The following is a 24,362-nucleotide window of genomic DNA, read 5'->3' on the forward strand; positions in this document are numbered from 1 at the left end:
CCTCCTGAAATTATATTATTATTTTTTAATTGCTTCTACGTAACGTTTCGTAATATCCATAGGCCTTGTAATGGCCGTACCTACCACTGCTGCCAGCGCGCCTGTATCAAGAGCCTTTTTCAAATCCTCAGGGCACCAGATCCCGCCCTCTGCAATGACAGGCTTTCTGCACTCTCTGGCCAGTGTTTCCATCATATGAAAATTTGGTAACTGAACACCACATGTATAAGGCGTATATCCGCTCATAGTTGTGCCTATGAAATCAAACCCTATCTCTGCTGCATGCATTCCTTCTTCTATAGTAGAGCAGTCTGCCATAAACAGCTGGCCGGGATACTTCTGCCTCACTTCTCCAAAAAAATCATCCACTGTCTTTCCCTGAGTCCGTTTCCGGTCTGTGCAGTCGGCAGCTATGATTTCACAGCCGCATTCCACCAGGGCATCTACTTCTTCTATCGTGGGTGTAATATAAACATCACTGTCTTCATATACTTTTTTTATGATTCCGATTACAGGAAGGTCTACCAGTTTTTTGATTTCTGTGATATCCTCTACTGTATTGGCCCTGATTCCGGATGCTCCGCCTAACATTGCCGCATATGCCATTCTGGACATGATAAACGAACTGTAAAGCGGCTCTTCCTCCAGCGCCTGACAGGAGACGATCAGCCCTCCCCTGATTTGTTCAATTACCTGCTGGTTTGTCATCCATTTCCCTCCCTTCTCTGGAAATTAACCAAATTTCCTTTATTATTGATTTGTTTTTTGTAATTTTTAACTATACTAACCATATCACATTCGGATATTTTTTTCAATATCTTTTTTAGAAAAAAAATTTTTTTCATTAATACTTGTTTCTATTGGTCAAAAATGGTATAATTCTCTCTATAGAAATGGAAACTCTGTAGACATTATACAAATAACCAAAAAGGAGAAAGAAAATGTCAAAATATGATGTGAATCGCTTTCGGAATGTAACTGTAGCCCTAAATACTCCGTTTACCGCTTCAGGCGACCTGGATCTTGCTGCAGCCAAAAAGCTTACCCGCTATTACATAAACAAGGGGATCAAAAGTCTTTACGTCTGCGGAAGTACAGGGGAAGGTTTCCTTCTTGACAATGAAGAACGCATGAAGCTTGTGGAAGCTGTTGTGGATGAAGCCGGAGACGACCTGTCTGTGATCGTACATGTGGGATGCCCTTCCACAAGACACGCCGTCATGCTTGCAGCCCATGCACAGAAGGCCGGCGCTGCCGCCACCTCTGCTGTACCCTGTGTCTATTATCACCTGGGGGAGGAAAGTGTTTACCAGCACTGGACAAAGATAACAGAGGCCGCAGATCTTCCATTCTTTATCTACAATATTCCGCAGCTGACAGGCTTTAACCTGTCCATGCCGCTGTTTAACCGCATGCTGGAAAATGAACGGGTTGCCGGTATCAAATGCTCCTCTGATCCCTGCCACGATATTCTCCGTTTCAAGCAGGCCGGAGGCAAAGATTTTATTGTATTTAATGGTCCTGATGAACAATTTCTGGCAGGCCGCCTGATGGGCGCTGATGCGGCTATCGGCGGTACATACGGCGCCATGCCCGAGCTGTATCTGAAGCTGGACGAGCTGATCCGCCGGGGTGAGATAGCCAAAGCACAGGAAATGCAGGTGAAAGTGACGCTATTCATTTACCGTCTCTGCTCTTTCCCGTCTATGTACGGAGCCTGCAAGACCATAATCAGGATGGACGGCGTCAATATCGGGGACCCGCGTCTCCCGTTTTTGCCTGTTGATGAGCACGACCCTGAGATCATAAAGCTGTATCAGGATATCCGCAGCGCTGTAGAAGAGACTAAAAACTGGTGACACACAGGAGTAAAAAATATGGAAAAAACAATTGTTTGTTTTGGGGATTCTAATACACATGGATATAAATCAGAGGACGGAGGCCGCTTTACAAGAGAAGAACGCTGGCCCTGCCTTCTGGAAAAATATCTGGGAGATGGGTACTATGTGACAGAAGAAGGCTTGAGCGGCAGGACTACTGTCTTTGAAGACCCGCTGTTTGAAGGACTAAATGGAATGTCTTCCATTTTTTCATGTCTCATGAGCCATGAACCCGTAGATCTGCTTATCATAATGCTTGGAACAAATGATACAAAGGACCGTTTCCACGTAAACGCGGAAAATATAGGAAAAGGCCTGGAACGGCTGGTAAATAAAGCTATTTCTGTAAAGGATGCATGGAGGAACAGGCCAAATATTCTCATTATCACCCCTGCCCCCATTGGAAGCGGCTATGAAAAAACCGCTGTCGCAGGAGAGATGGGCACAGACTGTATTGAAAAGTCAGAAAACCTCCACATATGGTTTAAAGATGTGGCAGGACGCCTTGGCTGCCATTATCTGAACGCCGGGGAGATAGACGGTATCAGTATGCATCCCAATGACTACATGCACCTGGATAAAGACAGCCATGAACGCCTGGCCCGCCGTCTGACAGATATTATTCCTGAAATTGTCTGACCCCGCTCGGCGGCATATATTAAAATTTAAATATACTCCAGGCTGCCGGTATTTCTTCATAATTATGTTAAAAGCCGCTGTGAGAGAACTGTTATTTCTCTCACAGCGGCTTTTTCTAAAACAGATGTAATTATATCTCTGATATTACAGATCCAGCTTCATTTCCCCAAACTTAATCAGGCCCTTTTTCCTCATGAATTCTGATATCAGCAGTGTAACGATCGCCGGAAGTATAAAGTGGATCAGGCTCATTTTCAGAAGGACTACTGTGGCTCCTTCTGCAGGGACCATGGTCTGGAAGGTCATGATCTGTCCCACAAGTCCGGCTGTTCCCATCCCTGATCCGGTGGCATTGTTCGTCATCTTAAACAGCATAGTCCCCACAGGCCCCAGTATCGCACTTGAGAGGATGGCAGGCAGCCATATCAGCGGCCTCCTTACAATATTAGGCACCTGGAGCATAGATGTGCCGATCCCCTGTGCCAGCAGACCGCCGATCTTATTCTCTCTGTAGCTGGCAACGGCAAATCCTATCATGTTGCAGCAGCAGCCCACTGTGGCAGCGCCCGCGGCAAGTCCCGACAGGTTCATGATGATTCCCAGAGCAGCCGAACTGATTGGGAGTGTCAGGATCATTCCCATGACAACGGATACAACTATTCCCATGAGGAATGGCTGCTGCTCTGTCCCCCAGTTGATAATAGCGCCCAGCCCTGTCATAAAGCTGGATATGGGCGGCCCTGCAAGAAGCCCTACTGCCGAGCCGGCCATGATGGTTACTATTGGTGTCACCAGAATATCTATCTTCGTCTTTCCTGATACGAGATGGCCCACTTCAATGGCTATGTATGCTGCAATAAAAGCTCCCAGAGGTTCCCCTGGTCCGGCAAGCAGCACATTGCCCTCTGTGATCAGGGTTCCTGCCAGTATCTTGCTGGCATAGCCTCCCACTGTTCCTGCTGTTGCTGCCGACAGGACTACAAGGGGGCTCTCCTTAAACCTATATGCCACACCCACGCCTATGCCCGCGCTGGTCATGGCCGCAGCCACTTTTCCCAGCTGGAAGATAATGGCCCCTGCTTCCCCGCCTATGAGATTTCCCAGCTGCTGGATGATCGTGCCCACGATCAATGTGGCAAACAGCCCCTGGGCCATACCGGTCAGGCCGTCAATAAAAATCCTGTTCAGATATTTCTTTATCAGTTTCATCTTCTCCTCCTCTTCTCTCCTTCGCTCCATGCTGACCGTCCATTGTTTGACAGCTGTCATGTCACCCTAGTAAAGTATCATAATTTTACAGAATTATCAAGAGGTTTCATACGAAAATCCGGGAGTTACAGCGCCAAAATAATATAAACAGCATATCTCCCCCCACAGAATATTCTTTACTTTGCAAATGGAATATTGTATTATTTCCTATAGGTAACTGATCATATATTGAATGGTTACTCCTATAGGTTCGATCAAAGTCAAATACGAGAAGGAATTTATCATGAGACAAACACGGCGCTTCTTACTTGCCGTCTCTCTGGCAGCTGCCATCACCTTGAGCGGCTGCAGTTTATTCGGAGATTCTGCAAGTGATGTTACCGAAAAGGAAACTGCAGAAAAAGTTATACAGAATACAGAAGCTGACACTGCCTCCGGGCAGGATAATACAGAAACAGAGAGTCCTGATTCTTGGGAGACACAGCCAGTAACAGAAACAGAAAAACTTCAGGAGACGAACGCGCCCGTGCAGGCCGATTCCGCCAGGGAGCAGGCACAGCACATTCTGCTGGGTATGACTCTGGAAGAAAAGGTTGGCCAGATGTTTTTGGTAACTCCTGAAATGATCGACATGTACACTGACGGAAGTGTTATATCCTGCAATGACTCAATCACAGAGAACATACAGAAATACCATCTGGGCGGCATTGTTCTTTTCGAAGGGAACATATTAAACCGTACACAGACAGCTGAAATGATAGCTGAATTTCAAAGCGCCAGCGATACAGGGCTTTTTATCGGCGTAGATGAAGAAGGCGGTATCGTCTCCAGGATAGGGCGTAACCCTGAGATGGACTGCACCTGGTTTCCCAATATGAGGGAGATAGGAGATACAAATGATACCTCAAAGGCCTACGAGGCTGGGGATACCATCGGCCGGGAAATACGGGAGCTGGGATTTAATCTGGACTTTGCACCTGTGGCTGATGTGGCTACCAATCCGGAAAATACAGTGATCGGTGACAGAGCTTTTTCTTCTGATCCCCAGGTGGCTGCTGCAATGGTCGCACAGGAGATCTACGGGCTTCACAACAATAACGTAGCCAGCAGCATCAAGCATTTTCCCGGACACGGAGATACTTCCACAGATTCCCACACGGGATTTTCTGCCACAGACCAGGACCTGGAAGGGCTGCGCAGTACAGAGTTTGTGCCGTTTAAGGCCGGCATCGGAGCCGGGACTGATATGGTCATGGTCTCTCACATTGCCGCGCCTGCCGTAACCGGAAATAATGACCCAGCGTCCCTTTCATTTGAGATGATCACCGGGCTTCTCAGAGATGAACTGGGCTATGACGGTGTAGTGATCACCGATTCACTTCAGATGGGCGCTATAACAGAATACTACACAGCCTCAGAAGCTGTCCTGGCTTCTCTGAATGCCGGAGCTGACATATTTCTCATGCCGGCATATCTGGGGGAATCTTATAACGCTGTATTAAACGCTGTGCAGGACGGAAGCATTCCCGAAAGCCGGATAGATGAGTCCGTAATGCGAATATTACAAGTAAAAATAAACAGGAATATTTTATCTTAAAGGGGAGCATTATCTATATGTTAAAAAAATACAGAGAATATATAAAACCGGTCCTGCAGGGCTGCGCTGTCCTGTTCTTCGCTGTCCTGCTGGGCATCTGGGCCGGATCTGATCCGGCCATCCCCGCTTCTGTCCCTGAGGCAGAAACGGAATCCGGGGCCTGGCGCCCCGGCAGCAGCCGGACGGAGTCTGAAACTCAAGTCCCCCCTGCTCCCGGCAGTTCTGAAATGGCGTCTGGATCTGATACAGAAGCCCCAGCCGGATCAGGCGCAGCTGCAGTAGTCGAATCTGATGCAGAAACAGAGGCTGAATCCGATACAGATGCTGCGGCTGAATCAAATGCAGGCGCCAAGTCAGAAGAAGAGACGGAAACAGACAGCAGGAAAGGAACTGGAAATGTCACCGGGAACGGCTCTGAAAATACTACGGAAAAAGACTCTGAAAATACCACAAAGAACAGCTCTGAAAGCGGAACGGAGACAGAGATAGAGACAGAAGGGCATATGGATGTGGACCGCCTGTACAAACCGGGTGATATCCTCCGGACAGACAGTGAAAATCCTCTTCTTCCGTACTCACAGTACAAAATATCTGATGAGCAGGCAGACTGGTTCATAATTCCTGAGGATTTTATCGAAGCGTATCTCAAAAAATATAAGCTTATAACTTCAGATATAAAGATAGAGATCACAGAAGCCCCTCTCTCCTGGACAGACCTGGAGACTATATTGACATATATGACAGACAGATACGAAGGAAGGTGGAGCATTTATGTAAAGGATCTGAAAAATGACAGATCTATCATCATCAATGACCAGCCCATGGAAGCTGCCAGCCTGATCAAGCTCTACATTATGGGGGCAGTATATGAACAGATGGGAATGAATGCCATCGATGACAATCTGACAATCTCCGACGCTCTGTATAATATGATCACTGTCAGCGACAACGAGTCAGCGAACACTCTTGTGCGTGCGCTGGACCCTGACGGCGATCATTCCAAAGGAATGGTAATTGTCAACAATTTCATCCGGGAATACGGTTTTACAAACACTGAACAGGTCAACGGGCTGGCTGATCCCAGTCTCTGGTCTGATGACGGACGCCTGAACCAAACCTCCGCCAAGGACTGCGGTATGTTCCTGGAATATGTCTACAGGGGGGAAATGGTCTCCCATCTGGCTTCCAGGGAAATGGAATCCCTGCTTCTGGGCCAGGAGATCGACTATAAAATACCGGACAGCCTGCCGTCTGAAGTAGTTTCAGCAAGTAAGACAGGGGAGGTAGAAGGGTGCGAAAATGACACGGCTATCGTCTATTCACCGGGAGGAGACTATATCATCTGCATTATGTCAAATGGCTGGTCAGATGACGCACAAGCCGTCAGCAGGATCCATTCCTTAAGTGAAGCTGTGTATGCCTTTTTCAATCCTGATTCCGGATATACTATCACGCTTCCTGAAGGACAGCTGGAAGAAAGTGCACCTCTGACAGAATACGATATACTGGAGGAGACTGAATAATATGCAGATGTCAGATCATAAAATAAATAATACATCAGCTGCCTGTGCAGATAATATTACAATACGCACTGCATCAGAAAAAGATGCCCCGGAATTGTTGTCCATATATGCACATTATGTGAAGAATACGGGAATTACCTTTGAGTATGAAGTCCCGTCCGAAGATGAATTTGCAGGCAGAATACGTGGTATATTGTCAAAATATCCTTACCTTGCGGCAGTTTCAGAGGGCAGAATACTGGGGTATGCGTATGCCTCAGCTTTTAAAGACAGGGCAGCCTATGCCTGGTCTGTGGAAACTTCTATCTACATCCGTGAAGGCTGCCATGGCAGAGGTACGGGCACCCAGCTGTACCGCGCTCTGGAAAATGCTTTAAGCAGACAGAACATATTAAATCTGAATGCATGCATTGCATACCCCAATCCTGAGAGCATAAGCTTCCACGAAAATCTGGGATATACCACCGTGGCACATTTTACAAAATGCGGGTATAAAGCAGGACAGTGGTATGATATGATCTGGATGGAAAAAATGCTGGGATGCCATCCTGATCCCCCCAGCCCCTTTATTCCCTTTCCAGAACTGCCGGAATCCATAAATTAATCAGGATTATCAGGAGATTTCGACATTTAGTTTCAATTTATTCACAATTAGTTCCTATTTCCTTAATGATTTCTTGGTAAACTTAAGATAATCATAATATTATCTGTTTTTTATCAGAAGCAAGCTTAATCATACGGGGGGATGGGAATGGCTGATAACAGTAGGACAAAATATTCAAAATTCAGAAGACCTGCAGCAAAAGGGATTATCAGTGTGATCCTTTTATCCGCAAGCACACTTTTGCTTTTTATTGCCGATAAAAGCGCCGTATTTGCCCAGTGGTACTGTGACTATGTCTACAGATACCTGGTGGAAATATTCGGGCGCTTTTTTTCATTATTTCCTTTCTCTGTGTCAGAAATTGCCCTGTATACCCTGCTGCTGGGACTGTGCGGGGGATTTTTAGTGTTCCTGTACAGGATAGCGTTCAAAAAATCCAGGCTGGTGACCCTGGCCAAATCAGGTACCTCACTGCTGCTTATCCTCTCAGTGCTGCTCTTTACTTATACACTGGGCTGCGGCATCAATTACAAAAAGGCTTCATTCTCCCGGCAGAATAATTTGTTTACCCGGGAGTACACAAAAAATGAGCTTGCAGACCTCTGCCGTAAGCTCACTGAAGATGTTAATTACTGGGCCCCCATGGTTGCCAGAAATGAAGACGGAGTAGCTGTTGAAGGTTCCGGGCTGAAAAAAGAGGCGGTGAATGCCATGAAGTCTTTAAGCCAGTCTTATAAAGACCTCCAGGGCTACTATCCAAGGCCAAAAAAACTGCTGGTGTCAGATATCCTCTCTGTACAGAAGACAAGCGGCATCTACTCCCCGTTTACCATAGAGGCAAACTATAACAGTGATATGACAGCCTTCAATCTTCCTTTCACAGCATGCCATGAGCTCTCTCATCTCAGAGGGTATATGCAGGAGGATGAAGCCAATTTTATAGCTTATCTGGCATGTATGAGCTCTGACTCTCCTGATTTTAAGTACAGCGGCAGTCTCCTCGCATGGATCTATACTACAAATGTACTTTACAGGACAGATGCAGACCTTTACAGCCAGGTGCGCAGCAGCCTCCTTCCCGACGTAGAAGCCGACTTAAATGCCAACACCATGTTCTGGCGCCAGTATGACGGGCAGATAGCAAAGGCTGCTTCCAAGGTAAATGATACATATCTGAAAGCCAACGGAGACAGCGACGGTGTCAGCAGCTATAACAGGATGGTAGACCTGCTTGTGGCATATGACACTGCCACCCTAGCCGCCGCGGACAGATAGCGGCGGGCGGGCTCATGCCCGGGTTTTGCAGCGCGAAACGGCGTTTCTTGCCGTTTCTGTGCATCGCGGAGCGTGTTACTGGTGACGAAGTGAGCAGTAACCTATAATTGTTTTTTCCTGAACACTGCACAGGAAAGCCCCAAAAACAGGGCAGTAAGCAGCACTGCCGTAAGCAGAGGCCTCATAAAACCTGCCAATCCCATATTTCCTTCAAGCAGGCTCATATTATTGGAGATCAGTCCTGTTGGCATCCACCGTCCAAGATCCGGGATGATACCAAGCAGAAACTGTATGACTACAATTCCTCCCATGAACAGCAGGCTTCCGTACATACTGGCAAAAAGTGAGCCGCCCAGCAAAGCCGCCGCTATCAGAAGCAGGCCAAATATCCATACTCCTGATACAGCTCCTGCCAAAAGAACAGAATCAGCTGAATCTTCCCAATAGTAATTTGTATACAGGAGGGTGATGATAAAGCTTAGAGCATAGCTGCATGTCCACATGATGCCCCAGGCAGTAAACTTAGCCAGAACTACTGTATTTCTTGAGAGTCCCTTTGTCAGCAGATTTATGAGCGTGCCTTTGGATATCTCGTTTCCCAGGATACCGCCAAAAAGTACGGCAGCCACGATCAGCCCCATCTGAGGTATGTTTTTAAAAAACTGCATCCAGGAGTTCATAACTGACGGTTCCCCCAACTCGATCGTCATGCCTGCCGGCATTAAAGCAGCCAGCAGATCTGGTGTGAATTTAGCTGTAAGAGGGTTCATCAGTCCCAGAACGCCAAAAATGATACCCATTATCAGAAGCTTATATGTCCTGCTCATCTCCAGAAATTCCTTTTTTACAAAAGCTGCATATGCCCTCATTCCACCACCTCCATAAAAAGGTTCTCAAGAGAAGGCTCCAGCACTTCTATCTTCAGAGGCATATCATCCATACCAGCCAGTCCGCACAGAATGGCCTTCTGTACTTCTCTCGTATTGCCTGAGCAAAGGATCACTTTTCTTCCCTCTCTCTTGACATCCGCCCCTGTCTTTTTAACAAAATCCATAGCTTCAAACCCGGCAGCCTCTTTTTCTGTTCCGAACTCCGCCAGCAATTTCCCGCTCCTGTGCTTTTTCTTGATCTCATCCAGCGGCCCTTCCAGGCGCAGACGCCCCTGATCCAGCACTGCTATCCTGTCGCAGACGCGCTCTACGTCGGAGAGGATATGTGTGGAGAAAATAACTGTAGTCTTTCCCTTAATGTTCTCTAAAATATCCAGTATCTCCTTCCTTCCCACAGGGTCCAGAGCCGATGTGGGTTCGTCACATAACAGAAGTCTTGGCTCATTTAAAAGTGCCTGGGCAAACCCCAGGCGCTGCTTCATACCCCGTGAAAAGCCGCCGATCTTTTTATTTACATTCTTCAGCCCCACCAGTTCAAGAAGCTCCCCGCTCTTCTGTTTCAGGCTACCGGACGGACACCCGGTTATTTCACCGCAGAGCCTGAGATATTCTGCCGGACGCATATAATTGTAAAATTCGGGAACATCAGGCAGATATCCTATATACCTGTTGGTATCTGTCTGCCCGTATCTGACCTGTTCATTGTATACCCTGATACTGCCCTCATCCGGCTTTAACAGCCCCAAAATCATTTTCATAGTAGTGGTCTTCCCTGCCCCGTTCTGTCCAATAAATCCATAGACACAATTCTCGGGAACTTCAAACGACAATCCCTCTATCACTGTATGGCTTCCAAACCTTTTTACTAATCCTTTGATTTCAAGAGCATTCATTCTTCTTCACCCCTGCCTGCCGCAAAGTAAACTATCGGCCCTATAAATTGCACAATGACTACAAAAATACACCAGAAAACTTTATTGCCAAATCTATAATTCGGATGCCTCAGCACATGGATCAGGGCTGTCAGTGCCAAGGCAACCTCCAATACGATAAGCGGTATTAAAACCGGCAGATATTCTATTAACACATCCATCCTATTCCCCTCCCAATTTGAATTGTAAGCTTTCAGCCATTTTTATGAATTCCTCCTTCTTGGCCAGCCTGGGCAAAGAAGGGTTGTTTGTCAAGCCTGCAAGCAGAGACTGCCTGATCGTTCTGGCATCCTTTGGCGCTTTGTTCCCCGGTTCAAAATTATTGATCCAGGCATCCACTCTGTCAAAATATTCATCCCCGTGCAGTGAATACAGATCCGGAGATGTAGTGCAGACCCTCACATACTCCTTCAGCATGCCAAGAGCTTTTTCATCCATCTCTGCACCGCAGTACGCCTGTGCACATACCATATAAAAGTTAAGTGTGGCGCAGGGATGCATACTTTCTATGTGATACAGATCTATCACGCCCCTTATCCTTTGTATTGTTTCCTCCACCTTCTCCATATCATCCTGCTTTAAATATACAAATGCAACAGCATCGCTTATCAGGGACAGAAGGTATTGATACATGTTTGTCTGGAGTACCTCCTCTGCCTTCTGAGACTTTCCCATAGCCAGGTAAACCTGGGCAAGCATTGCCCTTTCCTGGTTCAGAGGATTTATGTCCTCCCCCAGGATCTCCAGAGCCTTCTCCGGCTTCTGCTGTGTCAGATAACAGCAGGCTCGCATAAATGCTGCCTGCCTTACGTCTTCCATGTCTTCTCCCTCTTTTTCCACCCGGAGGCAGAGACTGACAACCATTTGCAGAATCCTGTCCATATCCCCGCTCTCTGAAACATGGTTTAACAGCAGCAGCGCCATCTGGCGAAGGAGCGGAAAGCAGGAATAATATTTCCTGATGATCTCCTCACATTCTTTTAATACTTCCTCAAAGGGCCTGCTGGCAAATTCTGACGACAGCCTGTAATAGAGCTTTCTTATATCTTCCTTTAGCATCTGCGGCTCATATCCGATCAGCTCATCTGTGCTGATATTAAAAAACGCAGCCAGCTGCGGAAGAAGCGTAATATCAGGATAAGACTGCCCTGTCTCCCATTTTGACACTGCTGCCTTTGATACTCCCATGGCAAAAGCCAGCTCATCCTGCGTGACACCCCGCTCATGCCTCTTTCTCATAATAACTCTGCCCAGATTAATCTCTTTCATATCTTCACCTCTTTTATACCATTATAAAGGAACCTGCCGGAAACACAATGGAGTAAAAGTTAATTAATCTTCAAAAAAATCAACCGGCAGTGTACCTGCCGATAATTTCCCCTTCCCTGTACGGCAAATCTGTAGTAAAATTCTAAAGAAGCGGGAATGTTACTATCATCTCCCAAGACAGCACAAAATATAAAATTGTAAGTAACTGTTCCATGACAGGGCAGTTGCAATAGTACAGAAGGGATACTGCCATATGAGAATTTGGGGTAAGATTATTAAAGATAACCACCTGGTGCGTGATGCTGTCATCACAGACACCGGAAACGACACAAGGACACATAAGGTGTTCCATGCATTAGATGAGCTCTGCTATGAGTTTGACCTTGGCAAGCCAATCTGGCTGGATGCCACTGCATCAGAATTCAAACGTCACAGCAAAGCCCGTTTTTATCAGGATAACTTTATTGAACAGATTGATTTTGACTATTTAGAGCTTCAGGTGATTGAAGAGGACTGATAATTGAAAAGGACTGACACAGACTTTAGATCAGGTTCCTCTTTTCACCTTCTAAAAATGCTTTTACATTCAGATATACTTCATCCACGAGCCGCTGCCTGGCCTCTCTTGTCGCCCAGGCCACATGAGGCGTGACGATCAGTTTCCGGCTGTCCTTTATCTGCAGCAGGGGATTATCCGCCCTCATGGGCTCCACAGAGATCACATCCAGCCCCGCGCCGGCGATCATGCCCTCATTTAACGCCGTTACAAGATCCTGCTCATTCACAATAGGGCCTCTGCCCACATTGATCAGGATTGCCGTCTTTTTCATCTGCTTAAAGGCCTCCAGATTCATCATTCCCTCAGTTTTGTCATTTAACGGCGCATGGATGGAGATGATATCAGACTCCTTCAGGAGCGTCTGCCAGTCTGCCTGTTCATAATCAGGATTCTTATTTTTTCCCGAAGTGGAATAATAGATCACCCGGCATCCAAAAGCCTCCGCCGCCTGTGCCACGCTTTTTCCTATATCACCCAGTCCGATGATTCCCCAGGTCATTCCCTTCAGTTCATGGATGGGTGTGCCAAAGTGTGTAAATATATCACTTTTTACATACTCACCGTCTTTTACATACTTGTCATAATAGGCCAGCTGCTGCGTCAGAAACAGGGCCAGAGCAAATGTGTGCTGTGTGACTGAATCTGTAGAATATCCCCCCACATTCGCCACGGCTATGCCTCTTTCTTTCATATATTCTCTGTCAATCATATTAGTGCCCGTAGCCGTCACTGCTATCATCTTTAAATGTGCAGCTTTCTGGAGTGTGTGCGCATTCATAGGCACCTTATTGTCTATGATGATGTCTGCATCCGCCACACGGTCGATCACCTGATCCTCCCAGTCCGTCTGTCCAAATTTTGTCACATGTCCCAGCTTATCAAACACGGACAGGTCTATATCTTTTCCCAGAGCATTTGCTTCCAAAATTACGATTTTCATTGAAGTGTCCATAATCTTATTCATCCTCCCGGCCCTTTACAGGGTAATATAAATATTCCAGTATTTATAATAGTTCATAGGTTTCTATATAAGATTATATTTGATTATATCCTGATTTACAAGAACAACAGTAATAGTCTTACTTCCGGTTACCGCCTTTTCTTCTATATAACATAAGTTCTGCACAGAGTGCGGCGGCGGCTGCCATAAGAACCAAATACCACACGACAGGCGTATTATCTGCCGTCTTTGCGGCCTCCCCTCCTGATGGCGCTTTTGTTTCCGGCGTCTGCGCCTTAGCTGGCGCCTCAGTGCCCGGCTTGTCTGTGGAAGGCTCCTCTGTCTTTGGTTTCTCTGTGGACGGTGCTTCTGTAGATGGCGCCTCTGTCTGCAGCCCTTCTGTTGACGGTTCCTCTGTCTGCGGCCCTTCTGTAGATGGTTCCTCTGTCTGCGGTCCCTCTGTCTCTGACTCTTCTGTCTCCGGCTCCTGTTTCTCATCCGTCATGACAATTTCCTGTACCGCATTTTCATTTGGCCCTGTGGGTGAAGCTTCCACAGTAAATATTACAGGCTCCGCTTCAGCATACCCTTGCGGGGCAGCAGTTTCCACCAGTTTATATTGGTTTCCTGCCACTATTTTTCCATCCATTTTGTCACCATAGATAATATGTCGCTCTGTATCGGAGGATATCCATTCGTCAACCACATTTCCCTGCATATCCTGCAGCTGGAGCACTGCCCCGGCAAGAGCATCTCCATCAGTATTACGTTTCCAGAATCCCAGCATGATCGGAGGTTCCCTCCACACAATCTCTCCTGTCTCAAGATCCACCTCAGCTGTCTGATTCCCGTCTTTTACCTCAGCGACTCTTACCTTTCCGTTTTTGTCCGCTGTAAACTGTATTGAGACAGGATTCGCAGAGACCTGGCTGCCATCCGGCGCCTTTAACTCTCTGATCATGTATTCCGTATCCATGAGCACTCCCTTAAAGGCGAGTATGCCCTTCTCATCTGTGACAGCCCTGGCAATCAGGGTCCATTCTTCCTCCTGAGCAGCCAGCGGCAGCTGTGCACCTGAAAGCATCATAGCAGCCTTCATCTGCGGTTTTGGTATCATGTCTGTTTTCTTGTACAATCCGTATTCAGAACCCGGCAGTACCAGATCCAGATCCTGTTCAGAGACTTTCCTCAGGGTAATGTCAGTCCTTGCCACATCATTGACGATGGTAATATCCGTGACTTCCTTTTCATCCCCGGTATACAGGCCTCCATACATACCGTTTTTATCCAGGGCTGCCTTATAAACTGTATCATCTCTCAGACAGCCTGCCGGAGCCTTTGTTTCTTTAATATAGTAAGTACCCTCCGGCAGCCCTGTAAATTCCACACGTCCGTCCCCGCGGCTGATACCTTTCTCTATTTCCTCTGAGCACTGCCCGTCCTTGTAAATGGTAAATTCTGCACCGGCTTTTGGAACTGCATACCCAGGTTCAGGTACTCCCTCTAATCCCGGATCTGCGCAGTCTTCCATGACTCTTCCATATTTATAGAAAAAGATATTTGTCTTTTCATTTGTAATGCTTCCCTGGTCGGCTCTGAGTATGATCTCACCATTCAGTTTGCCAATGGTAAATTCAAATTTACTGTCATTTAACTGGTAACCCTCCAGAGATCTTGTCTCCTGAATATAGTAATTGCCCCAGTCCAGGCCTTTCACCTTCAGTTTTCCTTCTTCATATTCCTGTCCGGTAAACTGGCCATCCGTATACACATACTGGTTTCCTGTGATAAAGGAGCCTGCCTTCTCATACCGTCCTCCATCATCTTCCCTGAATAATGTAAATTCCACCCCGTTTAGCAGTTTTTGGGCCTCCCGGTCTGTCTTTGTCAGTTCCAGTATCCCAAGCTCTCTTAAATTGGCCACACTGCCGTCCTTGTATATGGCGTTCTTCTGTACAGGCGCAAATGCATCTGCTTCTTCCTGCCCTATTACTTCCTGCAGCGCCAGTGTCATTCCATATGAGGAGTCATCTGCCGTAAACTCTGCAGTATACGGAGCATCTTCATCCAGCTGGTAACCATATGCTGCTTTTGTCTCTGCAAGGCTGTATCTGCCTTTTACCTGCAGGTCAAAGAAAACTTCTCCATTTACATCTGTCCTTTGGGCTTCTGTCCTTTCCCACTGCCCCTCCTTCTCAACAAACAATGTGAACTCTGCACCTGATACAGGAGAGTTATCCACGCAGTCTACTTTCTTTAAGGATACATGGGAGATATATGCTGCATTTACAGCATTTACCTCTACAACAGTCCCATGGTCTTTCTCCTCTATCTCAAAAGCAAAGATACGGGTCTCAGGATCCAGCCATGTATTACTGCCTGTCTCTGTCTCGTAAAAATAATACTTTCCAGTCCTCAGTCCTTCTGACAAAGGCTGGCCATTATCTGTACGGACAGCCGCATTTCCCTCAGTGGTCCAGCTGCCTGAAGCATTTGTGAGTATATCTGCTGACACAAGTATATCTTCTGTAATATCGGCATTCTCTCCTTTTTGCATATAGAGGTTAAAGGCAGCACCTTCCAAAGGCTCCCGCCCTGTTTCACTCTGCCTCATTTTCACAAGTTTTACATGGCTGCTGACTACTGTATCCGTCATTTGGAGTACCTGGATGCCGTCATCTCCTGTTGTGACCTTGCCAGGACCTGACAGGACTTCTATTGTATTGTTATCATTCAGCCGGAAAACAACCGGATCGGCAGTACAATAGCCATAAGGCGCCTCTGTCTCCACCACCTGGTACGAGCCGGCCGGCAGCTCCAGGATCATATGGGGAGCTGCACCATCGCTGGTCCAGACAGCTGCGGGACTTAAGAGACTGCCATTTTCATCACGTATCTCCAGCACGGCCCCGGTGACCCGTTCCACATCCTGGCTGTCAGGCTGGCTCTTGCCTGCCTCATTGCTTACCTTATCCACTCCAAATTTAAGCGGCTGGTCAGTAATCTTAAGCAATGCTCCTGTGGTGCCTGCAGCATCATTGTCTGTCAGCGCCCCCTGGCCGGAGTCAGGATCAAGTGCAAGTGTGCCGTCACTGTTTACACAGATGGTGTATTTACATTCCGGACGGATATACCCCGCCGGCGCTTTTATTTCTTTTACCTGATAACTGTTTCCTGCAATCAGCCTGCCCTCCGGCAGTTCAGGGCTGCTGTCAGATACCTTAATGGTACTCTGTGAACCTGCAGTCTTACCCTTACCTTCAGCAAATATGCCTGTGACAGAAAACTCCCATCCAGTCAGTTCATCACCTTCGGGCGAGAGCTTTCTGATACCTGCCTTTACAGCTGCATCTGCAAAAATGAGTGCTTCTGTTTTATCCCCTGTGATGCTGTCATTTCCTGGTGTATTCTCAGTCTTTATAAAGGACACACTTCCATCAGCTTCTACTGTAAATTCCACTGAGGGATGGAGGTCACTCAGAATATAGCCTGCGGGGGCTTTTGTTTCCTCAAGGCGGTAGCTTCTGCCGCTTACAATACCGGGCAGTATTACCATCCCGTTTTCCCCTGTTTCTACTGTCTGTTCAGATGACCCTGCCAGGTCCGTCAGTGTAAATTCAGCTCCTTCCAGCATCTCCCCGCTTTTACTGTCAACCTTCTGAAGCTTCACCTCAATAGGTTCATTCTCAATATTAAGTCTGACCTGCGGCTCTTCTCCTTCTGGAATATCAGTAAAATTCTTCTGTGTAATCTCAAATTTTTGTGGTGTCTGATCCAGCTTATGCCTTTCGCCGCAGCTTATCTCTACAAAATAATAGCTGCCAGGACACAGGCCGTCTGTGAGACTGCCTTTTGTAACCGGATTGTCCACACCACCTGCAGACGAGGAATCCCATCTGCCTTCCGGGCCGGTGGCAAGGCCGCCGGCAATCAGTATATCCCTGTCTGTGTCCGGTTCCTCTCCTGTCTGCTTATACAGGCTGAATACAACATCCGGCATGCCTGCTTTGCTGACGGAATCTGTCTTAACCAACTCTACCTGTGCCAGATAATAATAATCCTTAAGTGTCAGGACGCCTTCAGAATAAGAATATTCATTAGTATCACCGCCTGTCATATGAACAGAACCATCACTTTCTACCGTAAACTGTACAGGCGAAATCATTCTGTACAGGCCGGAGTCCGGAGCGGACACTTCTGTCAGCGTATAGCTCTCTCCTACGATCAGGTTCTGGGATATATCTTTCTGTCCCCCGTCTGTCGTCCAGCTAATGCCTGTCCTTGTCAGCTCCTCATCAGCAAACTTTCCTGTCAGCTTTAACACGGCCCCTGTGACTGCCTGCCCAAACTGATCCTGCTTTTCAACAGAGAGTGATGTAGGGTCATCACTTACATCTGCCAGAGCGTGGGCAAACTCATTCTTATTCGCAGACAGCCCATCTTTCAGCATTTCTTTTGTTATCTGAACCGGCACAGGATCCAGCTGATATCCGCTGGGCGCTTTTGTTTCCGCCAGCTCATAGTTTCCATATTCAATATTTTCAAACTCTATAATCCCGTCATCTTTTGATGTTCCCGTAATGGGAGAAAGGGCGCTGTTTTTCTGAATCTGCTCATCATCAGCCCTGACTCCTCCCACCAGCCTGTATAATGTATATTCAGCGCCTTTCAGTCCTTTTGTGGAATCTTTGGCACTTACCTTTTTGAATTCCAGACTGCCTTTTACAGGCGTATTCTTAATTTCATAAGGAGTGTCAGGATCCAGGACTGCTGCCTCTCCGGTATCCTCACTGCCTGATGCGTCCAGAGGCACTATCCTGATCTCCGCCTCATTGTCTATGTCCGCTCCAGTCCCTTTGTTGACAGATTTTACATAAATATGGTACTCTGCCGGCTCCACGTAACCGTCAGGCCGGACTTCCGACAGCAGATAAGGCTTTATGGCTCCCGATACATCTTCCCGATCTCCTACGGGTATCTGGTCAAAAGAAATGCTCCCTTCCGCATTGCTGGTCTCCTCAAATAATATTTCCTCACCATAGGCGTTTGTGCCTGTGAGCTTAAATATTACATCCTTTAACGGTTCCTCCGTAGCGCCGTCAGTTTTTATCAGGCTGAAGGAGCCTTTAATAAGTGTATTTATTACCGGGTCAGCCACTTGCACATGAAAAATGTTATTATTGTCCTGATCCGCATCTTCCCTGTTTGCCTTAAGGCTGTCCGCCATCGCGCTGCGCAGGGTGAAGTCTTTTGCGTATTCCTGGTAAATATCGCCTTCTGATGTTACCTCCACCAGCCTGTAGTTGCCATATGGTATATCTGTAAAAGTTACTGTTCCAGTACCATCCGCCTCAGCAGTGCCGCCAGCCTCTGTCCCTTTTGTCCACCCGTTATAACCGTCACTGTCATTGTACAGAAGCTTAAACTGACGCCCGGACAGTGCCTCCGGAATTTGGGCATCGTTTTTCTTTGTAAAGGATACAGAGCCTTTTGTCCGGGTATTTCTCTGCCAGTTCGCCTTTTCCGCCTCAGAAGATAAATCAACAGTAAATGTCTTTGCCTTTCCCTCACTGTTTGACTCTGCTGCCAGTGCAGCCTTCATAGCAGTATCTGAAACCGTAACCTGCTGTAATGCTCCCGGTTCCTCATATCCGTCAGGAGATACTGTCTCTGTCAGAATGTAGCCGCCCGGTCTGTAGGAGATATTTTCAAAGCGGAGGATTCCATCTGCACTGCTGGCTGCTGTTATATTCTCTCCCTTTACATTCTTCACAGGTATCCCCTTGTCATCACACAGCGTGTATACAGCACCGGCCAAAGGGATCTGATGAGCCTCCACAGAATCTGTCTTTTTGAGCAGGATCGTACCCCTGGCATAATCATTTGAAACTATGCTGACCTGGGATGCGTCAGTTGTTACGGATGCATTCCCGCTGGCAAGTGTGATTGTATATGTTTTATCTGCCTTTAGTGTGACGTCAAAGGATACCCCCTGGTCATAGGGATCAGGAGACTTGATTTCTGTCAGTGTATAATCCCCCGGATCCACGTCCCCGAAGCTGACAATGCCATTTTCATCTGTGACAGCGCTTTTTGTTACAAGCTGGCCCTTTTTATCTTTCAGTTCAAATTTAACTTCATCGCTGCCTGCCGTGGTGCCATCCGGATATTTTTTTATAAATTTTATTTCCAGATCAGCGTCAGGTTTATTATGGATCACCAGGTTTGCCTCTGCAAACTCCCCATTACCCCCGCCAACCGCAGTTCCTCCGGTCATACAGATAACATTCTTTGTGCTGCCATTTACATTAAGCTGTATATTCTGGTCATCAGAAGCTTTTTTAAATATGTAATACCTGTCTTCTGCCGTGAGCTGATAACCTTCTGCTGCTTCCGTCTCTGTTATATGATACACTGTATCCCATTTCAGGTTCACAAACGCCAGTTTTCCGTCCATCCCTGTAGTCCCTGCTTTATCATAACGGGTGTCCGGAGTGTATATTCCGTCTCCATCAGTGTCCATATATGCTTCCAGCCTGAACCTGGCGCCGGCCAGCGGAAGCTTGCTGCTGTTCCTGTCATCATTAGAACTTGTCTTCAGTATCTGGAATACAGGCTTTTTGGCAGACTGCACATAGGCATCCATGTCAAAGTCACCTGTATAGCCCCCGTTTGAATCATTGGACTCCTGATATACTGCATCCCGGTCCATCAGGCTGGCCCTGTTGCTGATCTGGTCCGCCGTTGCACTCTCTGTCAGTACTGTATCAAATTCCAGCAGAAGTGTCTCTGTTCCATAGTCTGCAGGTATTGTGTATGATATCTCCTGCGGGCTTACAGCCAGTCCGCCTTTAAATCCACCATCGCCTGTACTGCCGTCTCTCCTGCTGGCCAGCAGTTCAGCATTGCCGCCGTCTACCTTTGACAGGGTGACAGATTCATCGTCGATCTCAAGGGGCTGGTCTCCCATCTTATCTACAATCCTCATGCCCTGCAGGTCTGCCCTGCTCTCATTGACCATGATCTGCCAGTGTATTAGTCCCTCATCACTGTCATATGTTCCATTTTTACTGATTTTATTATTCTTGATATACAGGGCTGCGGCCGCCGCTGCTCCGGCTTTAACATCTGTCCCCCTGACTTTTCCGGTGAGCACAGCCTCATTTAATACCTTGACCTGCGTATCATTCTGAAATATATTCCTCAGATATGCTTCATCAGTAAATCTGGTCTTATACTCAATCACAAAACTGTGCCGGCTTTCCATTTCTGCACCAAGCTGATCCGTAAATTTAAATACTGCTGTATCCTGGGTATAGCTTCCATCCTCCGTTTTTCCCTCTGTGATATTAAGCGTAATCCTGATGCCGCTGTCAAACTCAACTGTACTTCCATCTGCTGAACCGTTAACTTTCCCTTCCTCTGTGTTTCCGTCTTTATCCACCAGGGCCACCCGGGAAAGCTCAGAGAAGGAGCTGCCCACCGGCAGTATGTCCGTCAATACCATACCTGTGACAGGGGTATAGTTCATGTCCACAGTAGTCTTCCACGCTATTTCACGTGTACTGTAGTCATAGCCGCCCACAGCTTCTTTAGCTATCAGAGTATTCGGGACTGTCTTTTCAGCCGTCAGCTGATTTTCTTTATCTTTCCCATTTACATTTGCCTTAAGTACTGCTGTGTTGGAAAGTGTCCCTGCGTTATCCCCCTGGGTAGACATAATTTCCGGATCCATGACCACCGCATCCAAAAATATCTCGTAGTACTCCTGCTGGCTGACATCCCCTAATTGTATGCTTATATTTCCTGTGGATGTATCCAGGCTGAAATAGGGTTTCTGTCCCCCGCTGTCCTGTCCCATGGTTTCTACTGCGGATGAACTGCCGTCACGGAGATATTTCCTATAGCTGATCTCTACACTGTCCAGTTCATACTTATCAGGCGGAAGGATATCTGCAACAGACATATTGTTTAAATTAGCGCCATAGCCGTTCACAGTAAACTTCCACTGCATCCTGCGGGTAGTTTCATCGTAATTTCCCGCTGATTTCGTGCCAAGTGTCACTTGATCTGATATTTCTTTATTTAAGTCCGCACTGTACTCGAAATCATCCCATCCCGGTCCGACTCCGTATATATATCTGTTCCAGATGAATTTTGCATTATTTGTCAGTTTCTTGACTCCATTGCTGTTTTCTTCCTGCCACTGGTCAACAGGTATACCGCCAATATTAACTTCCGTATAATATTTCAGCTTCAGCTTCTGGTTCTGCAATTCACTTCCAAAGGGAATTATCAAAACTGCATATGTACTTCCCCCTTCTGAGTATTTGTAATAGAAGGGATCTGTCTCTCCCCCGGCAAGCCCCTCAATATTTTCTTTTGTAACAGAGGCGTATGCAATAGGGTCAGCAGGTATTTTTTCTGATATAGGGAGGCTTTTAACAAGCCTGCCCTTTTCATTATAGACCTGCAGACCGGAAACGGCGTCATACATATGGTCATCCCAGCGGATTGTATCCACAATATACGCCCCCACAAGCTCTGAAAACTGCGTATTCACATCAAGTGTCCAGGAATAGCGCAGGCCGTTAAGTCCATCCTTGCGTCCGTCCTTCTCAAGAAGATGTATATTCATGGATGTGGACACTTCTTCTGAGTGAGCCGCCTCTGTCTGCCCATCCTTTTGTCTCAGGTATACAGTGTTATCAACAGACCTGGCCATGTCGCCCCCTGATGCCCTAAAAGACTCCCCAGTAAGAGCCAGCCTTACTGTAAACTGTGCACTTACAGGCTCCTGTCCTTCCTTCGCGGCCGGAAACTGGTACTGCAGCTCTCCTGCATCTGTTACCAGATATGTATCTTCTGAAAATTTCTCACCTTTTGTTAATTCCCTGCCATCCCTGATGACGGATATTACCTCCATATCGGCCGGGATGACATCCACCAGGATCATTTCTGCCAGCGTCCTGCCTTCCTTTTTGGCATCTGCTGATATCACATAGTCAATATATGGGGAAGTTACAGAATCCGGCGCTTCCTTTGTGACAGAATATTCCGGCGCCTGTGGTTTGTCAGGATCATCCGGCGTCAGGCTCCCCATGGTCCCTACTTTTGGAAGGGCGCCATCCCAGCCCACATAGACAGGTTCATTTATATCCAGCTTATCCTCTGCCACCTGCAGGTCAAGTGTCTTGCCCGCTGTGACAGATTCCCTGTTGTAAACCTTTTTATCAAAAATAACAGACGCCGTCCAGTTCCCGCCGCTCTGCTTCTCTACCGTTAACTTGCCCAGGTTCTCCGGCGCCCCTGGACCTCCTGTCTCATATACCAGGTCCACCTCCTGCTTTGCGGCCTCTCCCGGAAGGACAAAATCTGTGCCCAGATTAAACGTATAAACAACAGATGGCAGCTCTTCCTCACTCAGCCCTTCCAGGTACTCGTCAACCCTGGCATTATATGCATCTATATCCCCTCCAAAGGCCGGATAACCTGCATCCCCTTCATGTAAGCTGTGCTGCAGGTACAGATATTCATCGTCCAGGACTATGTCAATGCTGAATATTACTCCTAAATCACTGTCTGCCTGATAGCCGTCATCCGAACCCACAAGTGTGATTTTAACTTTACTCACGCCATCGGCCGGGTTTTTAAACGTCTTGGCTGACGCCCTGGGATTCTGGATGCTGTATTCCTCTGCCGTCTCCGAGAAAAACATCACTGATCTTCTGAAGGAGCTAAGATCCAGGCCGTTCTCCCCGCCATCTTCTGTTTCCTCCTGTACAAGACTGGTCTCTGGTTCTGACTCCACTCCTTTTTCTGGTCCTTTTTCAGATTCTTGCTCCGATCCAGATTCTGACTCTGATTCCGGTTCTGAGTCTGTTTCTGTCTCCTCCTGCTTGGCCGGCAGCATTATCTGCACATTCCTGCCCTCCTGCAGGATCATCTCACATACTGCACCCTGGTTTTCTAAAGATGCTTCCGCATCCGCTTCAAACGGAACGCTGATCACGCCAAATGTCTCACTGCCTGAGATCTCTTCCACATTTTCATTAAATGTAACTGTCACTAAACTGTCCGTGACAAAGTATGTGCCTATGGCAGTTTCGCCATCCGCCATGCCAGTTCCTGAGGCCTTGTACTCTGCCTTATCATAAAGCCTCACCTCCCCGGCTGCCCCGTCCACCGGCGTCCATTCGCCCAGAGACATATTTACAGAAAAACTATCCCCGGCAATTATTTTGTTTTCTTCTGTTATATCTGTAAAATCAAAGCTTAATTCAAATGATAAGCTGCTCATCTCATCCAGGACTGCCTTTGACAGATCAATACTTCCGCTTTTATTTGCAGCAGTAAATCTCTCCTGATTTTTATTCATGTATACAGCTTTTTCTAATTCTAGAATAAGGTGTCCTGTGTCCTGCGTCCACTCTATTACATCCCGGCCGTTCTCATAGCCTTCTGAACCAGCATCTGTCTCACTTTCCCTCTCAGACGCCCATGTTTCTTCTGTCAGAGGCTCCCCGCCCTCATCTGCCAGTGCCTTGTTCTCATCTGTCTGTGGCTCTCCTGCTCCATTTCCTGGTGTCTGGCTCTCCGGGGGCTGCATTTCCCCGTCTCCATTTCCTGGTGTCTGCCCCTCTGTGGTCTGTGCGTCCCCGCTTCCACTATCTTCAGTCCGTATCTCCTCACTTATTTCCTGAGCGGGTTCCGTCTGATCCCCTGTCACTTCTGTCTGGCCCTCTGTTTCCTGCTCATCTGCCGCAAGCACGATCCCGGTTTGCAGCAGAAGCTGAGGTACGCACATGGCAAACACCAATATTATACATATCAGACTTTTTATCCGGGTTCCTTTATTATTTCTGTTCATAATCGATTCTCCACCTTTCATCCGTGCAGGGCGTACATAGTGCGTCTCACTCTTAGAAAACCTGCCCGCCGGAGCCATTAAACGGCCTTATTTTAATAAATAATAGCATGATTTTCCACATTCTAACGTTTAGGTGGTGAATCTTAAATAATTATTAAACAGTGTCATATCTTCG

15 protein-coding genes are annotated in these 24,362 nt (G+C 47.2%); 7 read left to right on the forward strand and 8 right to left on the reverse strand.

What is annotated here, in order from left to right; genetic code table 11:
- Positions 1-18: 18 nt before the first annotated feature.
- Positions 19-708 carry an N-acetylmannosamine-6-phosphate 2-epimerase gene (locus NSB28_RS17070; protein ID WP_109747672.1) on the reverse strand — a complete coding sequence of 230 codons (690 nt, stop codon included), beginning with the start codon at positions 706-708 and terminating at the stop codon, positions 19-21.
- Positions 709-941: 233 nt separating this feature from the next.
- Between NSB28_RS17070 and NSB28_RS17075 the strand changes: the two genes are divergently transcribed.
- On the forward strand, positions 942-1,859 hold the full coding sequence (locus NSB28_RS17075; RefSeq protein ID WP_109747673.1) for a dihydrodipicolinate synthase family protein: 918 nt from the start codon (positions 942-944) through the stop codon (positions 1,857-1,859).
- An 18-nt stretch (positions 1,860-1,877) separates the two neighbouring features.
- A complete protein-coding gene (locus NSB28_RS17080; protein ID WP_109747674.1) occupies positions 1,878-2,519 on the forward strand; it encodes a GDSL-type esterase/lipase family protein in 642 nt (213 codons plus the stop codon).
- Between the two features lie 144 nt (positions 2,520-2,663).
- Here the strand turns inward: NSB28_RS17080 and NSB28_RS17085 are convergent, their stop codons facing one another.
- Entirely contained in the window at positions 2,664-3,728 is a 1,065-nt protein-coding gene (locus NSB28_RS17085; protein ID WP_109747675.1) for a PTS sugar transporter subunit IIC, read from the reverse strand.
- 283 nt (positions 3,729-4,011) lie between these two features.
- Between NSB28_RS17085 and NSB28_RS17090 the strand changes: the two genes are divergently transcribed.
- The 4 genes from NSB28_RS17090 (at position 4,012) to NSB28_RS17105 (ending at position 8,727) form a co-directional block, all read left to right on the forward strand.
- Positions 4,012-5,325, forward strand: coding sequence for a glycoside hydrolase family 3 protein (locus NSB28_RS17090; RefSeq protein ID WP_257497539.1), 1,314 nt, complete (start codon positions 4,012-4,014; stop codon positions 5,323-5,325).
- 17 nt (positions 5,326-5,342) lie between these two features.
- Positions 5,343-6,848, forward strand: a complete 1,506-nt coding sequence (locus NSB28_RS17095) for a serine hydrolase (protein ID WP_109747677.1) — start codon at positions 5,343-5,345, stop codon at positions 6,846-6,848.
- A 1-nt stretch (position 6,849) separates the two neighbouring features.
- Positions 6,850-7,452, forward strand: coding sequence for a GNAT family N-acetyltransferase (locus NSB28_RS17100; protein WP_257497538.1), 603 nt, complete (start codon positions 6,850-6,852; stop codon positions 7,450-7,452).
- A gap of 147 nt (positions 7,453-7,599) precedes the next feature.
- Positions 7,600-8,727 (forward strand): DUF3810 domain-containing protein, encoded by a 1,128-nt coding sequence (locus tag NSB28_RS17105; protein WP_257497537.1) that lies wholly within the window; start codon positions 7,600-7,602, stop codon positions 8,725-8,727.
- A gap of 101 nt (positions 8,728-8,828) precedes the next feature.
- Here the strand turns inward: NSB28_RS17105 and NSB28_RS17110 are convergent, their stop codons facing one another.
- The 4 genes from NSB28_RS17110 to NSB28_RS17125 are packed head-to-tail and all read right to left on the reverse strand — an operon-like array spanning position 8,829 to position 11,818.
- Positions 8,829-9,596: an ABC transporter permease subunit gene (locus NSB28_RS17110; RefSeq protein WP_109747679.1), complete on the reverse strand. Its 768-nt coding sequence runs from the start codon at positions 9,594-9,596 to the stop codon at positions 8,829-8,831.
- On the reverse strand, positions 9,593-10,510 hold the full coding sequence (locus NSB28_RS17115; RefSeq protein ID WP_109747680.1) for an ABC transporter ATP-binding protein: 918 nt from the start codon (positions 10,508-10,510) through the stop codon (positions 9,593-9,595). The genes NSB28_RS17110 and NSB28_RS17115 overlap by 4 nt, the downstream gene beginning before the upstream one ends.
- Positions 10,507-10,710, reverse strand: coding sequence for a PLDc N-terminal domain-containing protein (locus NSB28_RS17120; protein WP_109747681.1), 204 nt, complete (start codon positions 10,708-10,710; stop codon positions 10,507-10,509). The genes NSB28_RS17115 and NSB28_RS17120 overlap by 4 nt, the downstream gene beginning before the upstream one ends.
- Position 10,711: 1 nt before the next feature.
- On the reverse strand, positions 10,712-11,818 hold the full coding sequence (locus NSB28_RS17125; protein ID WP_109747682.1) for a helix-turn-helix domain-containing protein: 1,107 nt from the start codon (positions 11,816-11,818) through the stop codon (positions 10,712-10,714).
- Between the two features lie 253 nt (positions 11,819-12,071).
- On the opposite strand from NSB28_RS17125, the gene NSB28_RS17130 reads away from it, so the two are divergent.
- Complete coding sequence (locus NSB28_RS17130) at positions 12,072-12,335, forward strand: hypothetical protein (RefSeq protein WP_109747683.1); 264 nt, start codon at positions 12,072-12,074, stop codon at positions 12,333-12,335.
- A gap of 25 nt (positions 12,336-12,360) precedes the next feature.
- On the opposite strand, the gene NSB28_RS17135 is transcribed toward NSB28_RS17130, so the two are convergent.
- Entirely contained in the window at positions 12,361-13,317 is a 957-nt protein-coding gene (locus tag NSB28_RS17135) for a D-2-hydroxyacid dehydrogenase (protein ID WP_109747755.1), read from the reverse strand.
- Between the two features lie 139 nt (positions 13,318-13,456).
- Positions 13,457-24,187, reverse strand: coding sequence for a SpaA isopeptide-forming pilin-related protein (locus NSB28_RS17140; protein ID WP_257497535.1), 10,731 nt, complete (start codon positions 24,185-24,187; stop codon positions 13,457-13,459).
- Between the last annotated feature and the right edge of the window lie 175 nt (positions 24,188-24,362).

The organism is Murimonas intestini (assembly GCF_024622195.1).
Taxonomy (GTDB): domain Bacteria; phylum Bacillota; class Clostridia; order Lachnospirales; family Lachnospiraceae; genus Murimonas; species Murimonas intestini.

Coding starts and splice junctions, on each gene's coding strand:
- NSB28_RS17070 (WP_109747672.1), bottom strand. CDS start 708: ATGACAAACCAGCAGGTAATTGAACAAATCAGGGGAGGGCTGATCGTC.
- NSB28_RS17075 (WP_109747673.1), top strand. CDS start 942: ATGTCAAAATATGATGTGAATCGCTTTCGGAATGTAACTGTAGCCCTA.
- NSB28_RS17080 (WP_109747674.1), top strand. CDS start 1,878: ATGGAAAAAACAATTGTTTGTTTTGGGGATTCTAATACACATGGATAT.
- NSB28_RS17085 (WP_109747675.1), bottom strand. CDS start 3,728: ATGAAACTGATAAAGAAATATCTGAACAGGATTTTTATTGACGGCCTG.
- NSB28_RS17090 (WP_257497539.1), top strand. CDS start 4,012: ATGAGACAAACACGGCGCTTCTTACTTGCCGTCTCTCTGGCAGCTGCC.
- NSB28_RS17095 (WP_109747677.1), top strand. CDS start 5,343: ATGTTAAAAAAATACAGAGAATATATAAAACCGGTCCTGCAGGGCTGC.
- NSB28_RS17100 (WP_257497538.1), top strand. CDS start 6,850: ATGCAGATGTCAGATCATAAAATAAATAATACATCAGCTGCCTGTGCA.
- NSB28_RS17105 (WP_257497537.1), top strand. CDS start 7,600: ATGGCTGATAACAGTAGGACAAAATATTCAAAATTCAGAAGACCTGCA.
- NSB28_RS17110 (WP_109747679.1), bottom strand. CDS start 9,596: ATGAGGGCATATGCAGCTTTTGTAAAAAAGGAATTTCTGGAGATGAGC.
- NSB28_RS17115 (WP_109747680.1), bottom strand. CDS start 10,510: ATGAATGCTCTTGAAATCAAAGGATTAGTAAAAAGGTTTGGAAGCCAT.
- NSB28_RS17120 (WP_109747681.1), bottom strand. CDS start 10,710: ATGGATGTGTTAATAGAATATCTGCCGGTTTTAATACCGCTTATCGTA.
- NSB28_RS17125 (WP_109747682.1), bottom strand. CDS start 11,818: ATGAAAGAGATTAATCTGGGCAGAGTTATTATGAGAAAGAGGCATGAG.
- NSB28_RS17130 (WP_109747683.1), top strand. CDS start 12,072: ATGAGAATTTGGGGTAAGATTATTAAAGATAACCACCTGGTGCGTGAT.
- NSB28_RS17135 (WP_109747755.1), bottom strand. CDS start 13,317: ATGAAAATCGTAATTTTGGAAGCAAATGCTCTGGGAAAAGATATAGAC.
- NSB28_RS17140 (WP_257497535.1), bottom strand. CDS start 24,187: ATGAACAGAAATAATAAAGGAACCCGGATAAAAAGTCTGATATGTATA.